The organism is Priestia sp. 3CA3 (assembly GCF_056836725.1).
Window position 1 is genome coordinate 661,715 of sequence record NZ_JBXENJ010000002.1, and the last position, 12,180, is coordinate 673,894.

The following is a 12,180-nucleotide window of genomic DNA, read 5'->3' on the forward strand; positions in this document are numbered from 1 at the left end:
ATTTTCGATTTCCGTTCACTTATTAGCTATGTACTTTTCGTTTATAATAAACGAGTGTCCAAAAATATACGCATATTCCTACTAGTAAGATTGTGGCTTCCCAGCCTCTTTCACCGGTTTTAATAAAATCATAGGAAGACCAAATTAACAGCGCTACTGTATAAAATAAAAAGCCGTTTCGCGCCGCTTGCTTGATTTCAAACTTTTCCATTTCGTCCGCTTTTTTTACTTTCACATTACCTTCTCCTTTTTAACTAACTCATGATTTATGAAATAAAAACAGCTCATCTACTGTTGCTCCCAGTTCTTGGGCCAGCTGGAAAGCCAGCGCTAAGCTTGGATCATACTTATTGTTTTCAATTGCATTAATCGTTTGTCTAGATACGCCGCATACTTTCGCCAGTTCATCTTGAGACATCCGCTTAACTTTACGCAGTTCTTTAATTCGGTTTTCCACCATTCATCACTCATCTCTAAAATGTAAAAAACTTTTTACATCCATATCTTATATTATCTTCCTTGTTACTGTCAAATATGTTTGACAAAGTAGAGTCTTTTACATAACTGAAATAGAGGTTAGAACAAAAGTAGGTTAGTTGAAGGACAAGGCGAACGAGTTTGATTAAGAATTCATCTCGTGCTAATTTTTTTATGGGTATGGTGAACGTAGGTTTCGTGTATGTAGGTGCTTCTAGCTGATGATTGGAGGGCAAGGCGAAGACTCCTGCGGGAAAAAACGGAACAGGTGAGACCCCGCAGGAGCGCAAGCGACGAGGAGGCTCAGCGGCCGCCCGCGGAAAGCGAAGCCTTGCACGGAAATCATTAGCGGTGTAACAAGCAATTCATAGTAGTAACATTAAAGCTCCTTACTCATATTAAACCACTGCACGCCTGCATGCTGGGACTGCGCAACTCCTTGATTCACATATCCATTTTTTTCGTAAAACGGAATCAATTCTTCTTTACACGTTAAAGTCACCGTTACGCGCTGTTTGTTCCGTGCTTGTTTTTCAAACTCTTTTAGCAGCATACTGGCGATTCCTTTGTGATGATGCTTGGGATTTACAACGATACCCAAAATACTTTGATAACCGCCTGTCTCAGGGTTCGAAATCGTTTTTTCAAACAAATCATCCGTAATAAACGGAGCTGAAATGACGGGACCGTTCACATATCCGATTATTTCTTCATTTTCTTGGGCGATGATAAACGTATCAGGAATGGTGTTAATCCGCGTGATAAATGCATCTTTTGAGGCAGCTTCTTCAGGTGTAAAGCCTTTGTTTTCTAACGTAATTAATTGGTTTAAATCTTTTTCATCCACTTGTCTTATAATCATTGAAACGATTCCTTTCATTATGTATTTCTCTTTTTTCTCTAAAAGCTTCTATTACATATAACTATCTCTTTCTACTATATATAAAAACGCACAAACAAAAAAGGATTGACCTCTGCATCATACAGAATTCAACCCTACTTCGCTGTTTAATGAACGTCTTGATTATTTAATAAATGCACCAAATGGCTTGCCCACTGGAAGCACAACTCGACCGTAGTGAGTATTTAATACAGCCGCGGCAGATCCATAGAATGAAAACAGAGCAATTAATAGCTCTGAGACTGCTGCTAGTAAATGTGTGTATTCATAGGCCACATCAAATGTACTTAGCGATAATCCAATAAATAAGAAATCAATTAATACAAAAATAATAAATAATACTTTATGAGTGCCCATTGCTCCAACCGTCATAAAAACGCTGAAAATTAAGTAGCCGACAAAAGCAAATGCGAGCTGCTTCGGATCCGCTTCTTTTGCGAGCGCTTCCCCAAATGCGCCAAGCTGAATAAGCCATGTCATAGCTACACCTAGCCAAAATAAACCGAAGGCACCAAAAGCCGTTGCGCCGAAGGTATTATTATGTTTGAAATCTTGCATAGACGCAATTAGCTGTCCTATCCCGCCTAAAAAAATTGCCCATGGCAATACCAATGAAACACCATCGGTTACCCCAAGCTTTTGAAACGATGCAACAAGTGTCACCATGGCAAGTCCGAATAGGCCTAGCGCTGATGGATCCGCTGTTACAATTTTAACGTGCTGCGTGCTGTTGTTACTCATGTTGTACCTCCCTGATTTTAAAAACACCTTTAAAAAGATACAAAAATCTACGGGAAGTGTCAATGGATATTTTTGGCCTTTAAAAAACCCATAAGACCAAGCAGTGTAGCGTTTACACTGCTTGGTCTTGACTTTCTTGTTATTAAGCGTTTTGTAATAAATTTTTTCTTGTTTGTTTTGCAGACTCAACCATCACTTTTAAAGCTTCCACCGTCTCGCTGATTCCTCTTGTTTTAAGACCGCAGTCGGGATTAATCCAAAACAATGCAGGATCAAGCACTTTTAGAGCGCGGTCAATGTTTCGTGTCAGCTCTTCAAGCTTCGGTACGCGCGGGCTGTGGATATCATATACGCCAAGTCCAATTCCCTGGTTATACGTATGTTTTTCAAACGCATAAATTAATTCACCGTGGCTTTTGGACGTTTCAATGGAAATCACGTCGGCATCAAGCGCTTTGATCGCATCAATAATCTCTTCGAATTCCGAATAGCACATATGCGTGTGAATTTGCGTCTCGTTTTGCACCGATACCGTGGCTAATTTGAACGCGTACACCGCGGCGTTCAAGTAGCTTTCCCAGTTTTCTCGTTTTAACGGCAGTCCTTCACGCAGCGCCGGTTCATCTACTTGAATCATTGAGATGCCCTGACTTTCAAGTGCTTCCACTTCTTTTCTAAGAGCAAGCGCAATTTGATTTGCCACGTCGTAGCGCGGGATATCATCACGCACAAATGACCAGTTTAAAATCGTAATCGGCCCCGTCAGCATTCCTTTAACAGGCTTATTGGTTAGAGACTGTGCGTAGACCGTTTCTTTGATCGTCATCGCCTGCTCGTACGAGACATCTCCGTAAATAAGCGGCGGCTTGACGCAGCGAGAACCGTATGATTGCACCCAGCCAAACTTCGTAAACTGAAAGCCTCCTAATTTTTCACCGAAGTATTCAACCATGTCGGTACGCTCAAACTCTCCGTGCACAAGAACATCTAAGCCGATGTCTTCTTGAATTTCAATCCATTTTTTGATTTCAGCGTTAATGTACGCTTCATATGCTTCATCGCTTAACTCTCCTTTACGCCACTTCAGACGCTCTTTTCGCACTTCTTTTGTTTGCGGAAAGCTTCCAATTGTTGTCGTTGGAAGAAGCGGCAGTTGAAACGCTTCTTGCTGAACACGTTGACGTACGTCAAACGGCGCTTGGCGCTCTGCTTTATAGCTGTGCAGCTGCTTCAGCTCTTTTTGCACGTCTTGGTGATTTCGAAAAGATGATCCATTTAATGCTTGAATCGCCTGTTTGCTTACACTTATTTCTTTTTCAATTGCTTCTTTTCCTTGCTGCACCGCTTTTGTTAAAAGCATGATTTCCTTTAGCTTTTCATCTGCAAAAGACAGCGCGTTTTTTAGAATTGGCTCAATGGTTTTTTCGCTTTTCACCGTGACAGGAACATGTAATAAACTTGATGAAGGCTGCAGAATCAAACGGTCTTTTGATACGGCTTCTTCAATTTCCCTGATTGTTAAAAGCTGTTCGTCCAAGTTTTCACGCCAAATGTTTCGTCCGTCAATCACTCCTGCTGCCAGCACTTTATCAGTTGGAAAACCATATTTATTAAGTGCCGTGAGATTTTCGCCTCGGTCATGTACAAAATCCAATCCAATTCCGTGAACAGGAAGAGCAACTACTTCTTTATAGTAATCTACGCTGTCAAAATACGTCTGCAAAATGACTTTTACATTCGGTGCCGCGTCATGCAGGACTTGATAGACTTCTTTATACAGTGCCAGGTCTTCTTTTGATAGCGTTGTAGCTAAAACCGGCTCATCCATTTGTACCCACTCCACGCCTTCTGCCTGCAGCTCCGCTAAGATTGTTGCATAAAGAGGAACAAACTGTTCAACTACTTTCTTAAACTCACTTTTTTTATATCCTTTTGACAGCTTCACAAATGTTACTGGACCTAAAATAACGGGCTTGCCTTTGATATTCAGCTTTTGTTTTGCTTCTTTGTAAAATTGAAGCGGGCGATTTTCTACAAGTGCCGGCGTACATTCCTCAAGCTCGGGTACGATGTAGTGATAATTTGTGTTAAACCATTTTGTCATCGTAGAGGCTACGGCACCTTTTGTTCCTCGCGCGATGTCAAAATACGTTTCAAGCGATACCGGGCCTCCGTTATATTCAAAGCGCTTTGGCACCAAACCAAACATAGCGGCTGTATCTAACACGTGATCGTATAAGCTAAAATCGCCGACTGGAATCAGTTCAATTCCTGCGTCACGCTGTTTTTTCAGATGCCCAAGACGAAGAGCTTCAATTTCCTGTAGAAAGATATCTTTCTCTAGCTTTCCTGCCCAAAACTGCTCAAGCGCTTTTTTCCATTCTCGTTTTTCACCAATTCTTGGATAACCTACATTTGAACTTTTTACACTGCTCATTTTTTCCACTCCCTGTATATTTTTTTATCGCTAAACTAAAAAATCTCCCTTTTCGAAATGAAAAGAGAGATGATACGCATACTTAACTAAAGTTGAGATAGCCTGTTTTTCTCAACACGTATTCCTCACTCCTCTCTATATCCCGTAGAGCTTAAGTGCATACAACAGGCAGGTCTCCTGACTTAGGTTCATCGCTTCCTATCCCTTCCCATTTCAACATGAAACAGTGGTTAATAAGTTGCTCCCCATTACAGTGGCGGGACCGCGCCGGCTTTTCACCGGTCTTCCCTTTTAAGCTGCGTACATTCGTTACACAGCACCTGATGCATTTCTATGAAATTGTTCATTCAAAACACCTTCACATAAAATAAAAAGCCTCTCTATTATGAATAGAGAGGCATAGTATCTATGAAATCCTCTCTTATTTTTCAAAGCTGTACGCTTTGCAGGATGTAGCACCTTTTTAACAAGATTGTTAAATGGTTGCCGGGCTTCACAGGGCCAGTCCCTCCGCCTCTCTCAATAAGAGTTTTAATTGTTTATAATATTTTGAATGTAGAGTCATCTTAACACCTTACATTTATGTTGTCAAAAGAAATTTCAAAAAAATTAGTTTTCAGGAGGCGTTGACGCTAATTTTTGCCTTAACAATTTGTAATCATCTTTTCGATGTGTTTCGATCAAGTCTTTTGCTCCTTGATGATACCCTGAAGAATAAATGTACTCTACCGCCGTTTCGATAAGCATTCTCTTTTCTTCCGCACATTCTCGGTCCATTAGGGGGAACAGTCTACCTAAAAGGTCATTTAAATCTTCCTTAATAAAACGATTGAGTCCTTCTTGCATCTTTTCGTTTGCCATGATAGCTCCTCCATTTGCTGTGTATGTTCTAAGTTTCTATGAACAGGCATTTCACTGTGAATGTTAAGATAAAGTTAAGTCATTAAACAGTATATCAAGTGAATGTTTTTCTTCAATTACATATGTAATACAAATATATGACAAATATAGAGAATATATCATCATTCACTATCTATTATAACGCTTGACTGAGCCTTCTGCTACAAGGTTTCGTACGGTTTTCTAAAAGAGGGTGGACACAACGAAGTGAATCCAATCTAAAGGCAAATGGGATACATGAGCTGAATCGCTTGTGACACCGCAGTTGATTTCCGTACAAGACTTCGCTTTGCGCGGGCGGTCGCTGAGCCTCCTCGTCGCATACACTCCTGTGGGGTCTCACCTGTTCCGCTTTTCCCGCAGGAGTCTTCGTCTTGTTCTCCAATCACCTGCTAGAAAGACTTATACACATGAAATCTACGTTTACCCTAATAAAAAAAATGAACCACTAATCAAGCATCTTGATCAATGGTTCATTTTTCATTTCGTCTAAAACCCTTTTTTCCCAGCCTCTTTTTTTGAACCTAGCTTTCTACTTTCTTGTTTTTACAAACAATTTCTTCGAGGTCGTCCAAAATCCTTCCAAAGAAGAGGTCCTAAAATGTCGTACCGGCTAACAAAAAACTCCGTAAAATTATAATTATTTAAAATTAAAGGCGGTTCAAAATCAAGGGGTGCACCCGCGCCTCCTGATAATACAAAATCAGTACCTCTTCCAAGCGTAAACGACCCGTTTCTGTTTTTTCTAATAAACTGCTCGTCATACGCATGCACGTGGCTGACTAACACTTTTTTCACGCGATGTTCTTGAATTAAATCAAAAAATTCTTGACTTTGAGGAGTCGTTACAGGAAAACCTCCCAGGTCTGACCACCGGCCAATATTTGGCTGCGCATGCATAGCTACAACGGTATTACGAGGAGCATCCTCTAGCTGCTGCTCTAAATAATTCAGCTCTCTATCTGTAAATCCATATATTTTATTCTTGGGACTGATGATATTATTTAATGCGATGCACCGGAAGTTAAAGACAGGAATATCAATGACCCAGTGCACTTTTCCGATAGTGGCTCTGAAGTTTTCGAGGTTGCTTTCTTCAAGGTTTAATTCATCATGATTCCCTACGCATACAAACACGGGAATGTTTGGTGCTATTTTTTCGACAACTTTAACAAAGTGCTCCAAATACCTCTTTTCTCCTGTATACACGGTGTCTCCCCCATGAATAATAAACAGCGGATTCAATTCCACCGCCTTTTTTAACACAAGCTCAAATTCACCGCTCATCGTGTAACAATTATCGTTTGGTCCGTCACCTCTGCTGTCGCCCATAAAAACAAAGTTGAATGGATCTCTCGGGTTTAATTGAAAAAATTCAAAGGAAACCTCAACCAAAATGTTAGTGATTTAGTTCAAGTTATCAGCGAATTCCAAACTTGGATAACTGAAAAGAGTAAAAATAACGGTTACATTTCGATATTAGGCATTTAAGCGAAAAGGACCATCATTTGATAGTCCTTTTGGTTATTTTAATACCGAAAAGCCTACGAAAAAATATGTTTTTTTGATATGCTATTTGTTACTTTGCACTTCAAAATCGAACCCGCTATTCTTATCAAAGGTCGCTTTTATTATTCCTTGGATTCTTTAATACGGTCAAGATACTGCTTCGCATGAAGCAAACCGAGATTTTTTTCTTTTCGTATGTATTTAATAGCCTGAACGTCGCTTCGGCCATTCATCATCATCAAATTGACTCTGTTTTCAAAAGCCTCGTCTTTCTCTATTTCTAGCTGCTTCCACTCTTTCTCTAAATCACGTTTAGGTGTTTTGAGCAGGAATACCACTAGTATAACAAGAACGCTACTTGTGATGATATAAAGCCACAGCCACTCGAGAAACCAGCTGTTAATCACATTGATTATGATGAGAACAGTGAAGCAAGAATACAGCCTTGTTTGATACTTACTTCTCTTGTTTGAATCTATTTTATTAAAAAATATCCCCAATGTCAGCCTCCTTTTAGCATTTTATTGGCGCTTTTTTCTATTAATCTCTTTTGCGCATTAAGCAAATCTATATCATATAAATTACCATTTAACCTAACAAATAGCAATCAAGTTCACCCTATCATACTCTTTATCTCATTGACTACTCATAAAAAATACAGGACTTTTCGCAAAGCCCTGCACGTTTATTTCATATTTAAATAAGGTTCAACGCTTTTACGACTTGAGCAACCGCAAACGTAACGCCAATCGCAATCACTGTTGGAATCGCAAAAGCAAGAAACGTCCACTTAACATTTTTGGTTTCTTTATAAATGTTCACAAGCGTGGTTCCGCACGGAAAATGCAGAAGCGAAAACAGCATCATATTAAGAGCCGTTAGCCACGTCCAGTGGTGATCAAGGAAAATTTGTTTCAGTCGAGTTGCATCTTCAATTTCAATTAATGAGCCTGTTGATAAATACGCCATTAGTAAAACTGGTACAACAATTTCATTAGCCGGCAAGCCAATAATAAAAGCAGCTAGTATATACCCGTCTAGTCCTAGCGTCTTGGCAAACGGATCAAGAAACTGAACGAAGTGCATTAAAATACTCGTATCGCCAATATAGATATTAGCCAATACCCACGTTAATACCGCTGCGGGTGCTGCAACAATAATCGCGCGTTTTAACACAAACAGCGATTTATCCAGCGTCGCACGCACAATTGTATCTACAAATTTTGGCTTACGGTAAGGCGGGAGCTCTAGCGTATAGTGGGTTGGTACTCCACGCAGCGCCGTTTTAGACAGTGCCCATGATACAAACAGCGTCACAACAATCCCAAATAACACCGTTCCGACTACAACAAGCGCCGTTACGAAAGTTTTAGCACTCCCTGTAAAGCCTGTTGCCATAAATAAAGAAGCTAACAAAATCAGTGTAGGCCATCTGCCGTTACACGGAACAAAGTTATTCGTTAAAATCGCCATCATACGTTCACGCGGCGATTCAATAATACGAGTCGACATAATCGCTGCGGCGTTACATCCAAATCCCATTGCCATCGTCAGCGACTGCTTGCCGTGTGCGCCTGCTCTTTTGAACAAACGATCCATATTAAACGCGACGCGAGGCAAATAGCCGTAGTTTTCTAAAAGGGCAAACACCGGAAAAAAGATAGCCATCGGAGGCAGCATGACGCTAATGACCCAACCCGTACCGCGAAACAGTCCTAATACAAGAATTCCGTGCAGCCATTCTGGTGCATGCATCGCTTGAAAGAAAGCTGTTAAATATCCTTCTGCCCAGCTAAACCCTTCTGCAATTAATCCAGAAGGAACGTTTGCGCCTGCTATGGTGATGTAAAAAATCACCGATAAAATGCCAAGCATAATGGGAAATCCCCAAATTGGCGAAGTGAAGACTTTATCCAATTTCTCCGTTCGCTGAAGCTTTGAACGATCTTCGTATACAACGGCTTTTTTACATATTTGCTGTGAAGACTGATAAATGCTTGCCACCATATTTGAACGATGATCTTTTTCTTTTGCCTGCTGCGCATAGCGCGTTAGCTGTTCCATCGCTAATGAGTTTTCAGGAGTTAACGGATTTCCCATATGTGCTGTTCCTCCTTTCTGTGTGGCTGATATCTTGCTGCTGATGCTGCTGAATCGTTTCTAAAAACGACGTGTCTCCATCAAGAACCCGTAAAGCAATCCAGCGGAGAGGAAATTGATTTCCCACAATAGAAGCAACTTGAGGTTCTAGCTCCTTTAGTGACGCTTCAATTTCTTTTGTATACTGCACCTGGTAAGGAGTAAGCTTTACTTCCCCGCGCACGACTCCTTCAATCGCATCCAGCAAATTCGTAATGCCTTTTTTATTACGTGCTGATATAGGCACAACCGGTACCCCTAACGATTCAGCAAGCTTTTTTTCGTTAATCACAATTCCTTTTTTCTTTGCTTCATCCATTAAGTTCACACAAATCACGACGTTTTCCGTCATTTCCATTACCTGCAGGGCTAGATTAAGATTTCGTTCCATCGCCGTTGCATCCACCACAACAACCGTCACGTCAGGTCTTTCAAATAAAATATAATCGCGCGCTACTTCTTCGTCCGCCGAGTTTGAATAAAGTGAATACGTTCCAGGCAGATCGACGATTGTGTAGAGCTGCTCGTGATGTTCAAACGTCCCTTCTGCTTTGGCTACGGTTTTTCCCGTCCAGTTTCCCGTGTGCTGCTTAAGACCGGTTAATCCGTTAAATAACGTACTCTTTCCCGTGTTCGGATTTCCTGCTAATGCAATGCGATACTCACTCAACGTCGTCACCTACTTTTTTCACATAAATTTTTGAGCTTTCTTCTTTTCTGAGACCAATCGTTGTATGACTGACTTGATAAGCAACAGGATCTCCTAACGGGCTTTTTTGAAGCACTTTGATGATGGCTCCTGGAATAAACCCTAAATCTAACAAGCGGCGCTTTAAGGCACCTTCAATTTCAATTCGCTCTAGCTGCACCGTTTCACCTGTCGTAAATGTAGACAGCGGAGAATTTTTTACACTAGCCATCTATTTTTCACCCCTTCTTATTTTTTATACAAGGTTATATTTTTTTCATCAGACCAACTTTTAAGGTAAAAAAATATACTCGTTGATTTGTAATAGGCTATTCTGCTTAAGCAGAAAAGTGAACCTGTCTGCATCAATTATTTAAAAATTTTAGTTTTCACTTATAATAATACCGAAAGTTTACCACAGGAAACTTTTTTAGTCCAGGGTAAATAACTGACTTTTTTCTTCTTTTTACTGAAGGCATAAAGTGGTAAGTGCTGGTCTATTTTTTCTAATAAAAGTAAGTCAAAAGATAATTACGTAAAAAGGAATTAATAAAAGTAAAAAAATGTAAAGTTGTGCTATACTAGTGAATGAGCTTTTTTGGAAAATAAAGTATGTATTAGTTTTAAAACCTACAAAAATCACTTTAGGGGGCTTTTATGAAAAGGTTCAAAAGGGTTAGCGCAGTTGTTTTAGGTTTTGCTTTGTTATTTTCACCGCTTGCTCCGCAAACAGTTGCAGAAGCAAAAGTCGTGTGGGGGAATCAGGAACTGGTTAAAGGGCAAATAGGACGCGTTACCGTTTTAAAGAACACGAATCTTTACAACATTAAAAACAACAAGTTAGCAGCGGCTAGAAAAGTGACAAAAGGGCAAGTATTCCGCGTGTATTCTGAATCTGGCAAATTTGGTGGTCTTTATGGGGTATCAAAGGGTACGTATGCTCAAAAGTCATCAAGTATTAAGTATGAAAAAGCCCCTATTGACAAAATTCAAGCCTTAGGGGTAACAGTTACGAAGAAATCTTTAGCAAGCAACATTAGTTACCCTCAGGTATCTGGTCTTATCAATAAACCATTTGAGGCTAGCTATAATCGAAAGTTCTTAAACATTGCGAAAGAAGCACAAAAAGAACATAACGAGCTAAAAGAACAAGAGAAGGAAGACCGCAAAAACGGCTGGGCGCCAGGTCCTTATTCTCGTAATATGACATACTCTGTACCTTACAACCAAGATAATATTTTAAGTGTTGCTGTTACGAATGATGCGTACGCTGGCGGCGTTCACGGCAACGCTTGGATTGATACTTACAATTACGATTTGATAAAAGCTCGACAAATTAGCTTAAAAGATATTATTAACAATAATACGAAGTTGAATAAAGTTAATAACTATATCCGGAATGAAATGATTGCGCGTAATAAAAAAGGTGCTCAGTTCTGGGTTAATGAATTTAAGTCTGTAAATTTAAAAGACGATCAGTTTTACTATACAAGTAGCGGCATTGCCATTATATTTGGTGAGTATGAGTACGGCCCGTATTCTAACGGCATTCATACGTTTAAAGTTCCGTCCACCATTTATAAATAAGATAGTCGTACAAAAAAACATAAAAAAAAGAAGCATGCGAACCATCAGTTCACATGCTTCTTTTTCTTTTTTTCTGCAGAATAAGCGGAGCAAAAAAGAAAGGTGAGCCCTATTCCGCCTCCAACCATCATTGAATAGGAAAACGTATCTCTTAACGCTAGACCGCCTATCATTGACAATACAAACAGAAAATAAAACAGTAATGTGTAGTTCCTCTTCACAATCTCTACTCTCCCCTTCCCCATCATTTTCCGAAAACCAAATCATACAACCACGGAAGAACTCAGGGCCGCATGTATTACGCTTCTTGTAGCAGACGAAAAACCGCTTTTTAAGGTATTTTTATAGCGTTTGAAAAAGTGAAATGGTCAAAACTAACGTCAGCAAGGAGCCTGCGGATGTTAACATCATTATTTTTCGGTTACTCTGATTCTTTTCAGGTTTTAAAAACTCTTGAATGACTACAAACCAGATAACAAAAGTGATGAAAGAAAGTATCCCCATAGACATACGAGCATCTCCATTCATATATGTATTTAAATTTTCAACACATCTAATCAACAAATCTTCCCGAATAAGTTATTAAAATAAATGCTACTCTTCATCCAATATTAACATAAAATTCCACAAACCTTTAATTGTGTAAAACCATAATATTTTAAAACAGGCTATTTATAAAACGCTCTTTTGAACTAAAAATGAATATAAAGCTGTCTCTGGCTATGCTCCACTTTACAAATGATATACTTATTTATAGAAAAACCTCTCAGATCTCACCCAGTACTTACCCTACCCTCAGAG

Annotated in this window: 15 protein-coding genes and 2 riboswitches; of the genes, 2 read left to right on the forward strand and 13 right to left on the reverse strand. The window is 39.7% G+C overall.

What is annotated here, in order from left to right:
* Positions 1-22 precede the first annotated feature (22 nt).
* Both AC1VNJ_RS08600 and AC1VNJ_RS08605 read right to left on the reverse strand, forming a co-directional pair.
* Entirely contained in the window at positions 23-235 is a 213-nt protein-coding gene (locus AC1VNJ_RS08600) for a hypothetical protein (RefSeq protein ID WP_028414716.1), read from the reverse strand.
* A gap of 24 nt (positions 236-259) precedes the next feature.
* On the reverse strand, positions 260-460 hold the full coding sequence (locus AC1VNJ_RS08605; RefSeq protein WP_063247495.1) for a helix-turn-helix transcriptional regulator: 201 nt from the start codon (positions 458-460) through the stop codon (positions 260-262).
* A gap of 242 nt (positions 461-702) precedes the next feature.
* Here AC1VNJ_RS08605 and AC1VNJ_RS08610 point away from each other — a divergent pair, with 242 nt between their 5' ends.
* Entirely contained in the window at positions 703-834 is a 132-nt protein-coding gene (locus AC1VNJ_RS08610; RefSeq protein WP_258524462.1) for a hypothetical protein, read from the forward strand.
* Between the two features lie 22 nt (positions 835-856).
* On the opposite strand, the gene AC1VNJ_RS08615 is transcribed toward AC1VNJ_RS08610, so the two are convergent.
* From AC1VNJ_RS08615 to AC1VNJ_RS08660, 10 genes are all read right to left on the reverse strand, one after another.
* On the reverse strand, positions 857-1,357 hold the full coding sequence (locus AC1VNJ_RS08615; protein ID WP_482640634.1) for a GNAT family N-acetyltransferase: 501 nt from the start codon (positions 1,355-1,357) through the stop codon (positions 857-859).
* Positions 1,358-1,501: 144 nt separating this feature from the next.
* The gene (locus tag AC1VNJ_RS08620) at positions 1,502-2,119 is read right to left on the reverse strand and encodes an acetate uptake transporter (protein WP_115654544.1); all 618 of its coding nucleotides are present in this window, start codon (positions 2,117-2,119) and stop codon (positions 1,502-1,504) included.
* A 142-nt stretch (positions 2,120-2,261) separates the two neighbouring features.
* On the reverse strand, positions 2,262-4,556 hold the full coding sequence (gene metE / locus AC1VNJ_RS08625; protein WP_482640635.1) for a 5-methyltetrahydropteroyltriglutamate--homocysteine S-methyltransferase: 2,295 nt from the start codon (positions 4,554-4,556) through the stop codon (positions 2,262-2,264).
* A 150-nt stretch (positions 4,557-4,706) separates the two neighbouring features.
* Positions 4,707-4,895, reverse strand: a riboswitch (cobalamin riboswitch).
* A 79-nt stretch (positions 4,896-4,974) separates the two neighbouring features.
* Positions 4,975-5,085: riboswitch (SAM riboswitch) on the reverse strand.
* 80 nt (positions 5,086-5,165) lie between these two features.
* On the reverse strand, positions 5,166-5,417 hold the full coding sequence (locus tag AC1VNJ_RS08630) for a hypothetical protein (protein ID WP_028414722.1): 252 nt from the start codon (positions 5,415-5,417) through the stop codon (positions 5,166-5,168).
* Between the two features lie 257 nt (positions 5,418-5,674).
* On the reverse strand, positions 5,675-5,845 hold the full coding sequence (locus AC1VNJ_RS08635; RefSeq protein ID WP_176544811.1) for a hypothetical protein: 171 nt from the start codon (positions 5,843-5,845) through the stop codon (positions 5,675-5,677).
* A 157-nt stretch (positions 5,846-6,002) separates the two neighbouring features.
* Positions 6,003-6,743: a metallophosphoesterase family protein gene (locus tag AC1VNJ_RS08640; RefSeq protein ID WP_482640636.1), complete on the reverse strand. Its 741-nt coding sequence runs from the start codon at positions 6,741-6,743 to the stop codon at positions 6,003-6,005.
* A 344-nt stretch (positions 6,744-7,087) separates the two neighbouring features.
* Positions 7,088-7,465, reverse strand: coding sequence for a hypothetical protein (locus tag AC1VNJ_RS08645; protein WP_482640637.1), 378 nt, complete (start codon positions 7,463-7,465; stop codon positions 7,088-7,090).
* Between the two features lie 196 nt (positions 7,466-7,661).
* Positions 7,662-9,029 carry a nucleoside recognition domain-containing protein gene (locus AC1VNJ_RS08650; protein ID WP_482640701.1) on the reverse strand — a complete coding sequence of 456 codons (1,368 nt, stop codon included), beginning with the start codon at positions 9,027-9,029 and terminating at the stop codon, positions 7,662-7,664.
* A gap of 13 nt (positions 9,030-9,042) precedes the next feature.
* Positions 9,043-9,774: a FeoB small GTPase domain-containing protein gene (locus AC1VNJ_RS08655; protein WP_311264803.1), complete on the reverse strand. Its 732-nt coding sequence runs from the start codon at positions 9,772-9,774 to the stop codon at positions 9,043-9,045.
* Positions 9,767-10,024, reverse strand: coding sequence for a FeoA family protein (locus AC1VNJ_RS08660; protein WP_108674805.1), 258 nt, complete (start codon positions 10,022-10,024; stop codon positions 9,767-9,769). Before AC1VNJ_RS08660 ends, AC1VNJ_RS08655 begins: the two co-directional genes overlap by 8 nt.
* Positions 10,025-10,449: 425 nt before the next feature.
* On the opposite strand from AC1VNJ_RS08660, the gene AC1VNJ_RS08665 reads away from it, so the two are divergent.
* Entirely contained in the window at positions 10,450-11,379 is a 930-nt protein-coding gene (locus AC1VNJ_RS08665; RefSeq protein WP_482640638.1) for a DUF3298 and DUF4163 domain-containing protein, read from the forward strand.
* 342 nt (positions 11,380-11,721) lie between these two features.
* Here the strand turns inward: AC1VNJ_RS08665 and AC1VNJ_RS08670 are convergent, their stop codons facing one another.
* The gene (locus AC1VNJ_RS08670; protein ID WP_328133050.1) at positions 11,722-11,889 is read right to left on the reverse strand and encodes a hypothetical protein; all 168 of its coding nucleotides are present in this window, start codon (positions 11,887-11,889) and stop codon (positions 11,722-11,724) included.
* Positions 11,890-12,180: the final 291 nt, after the last annotated feature.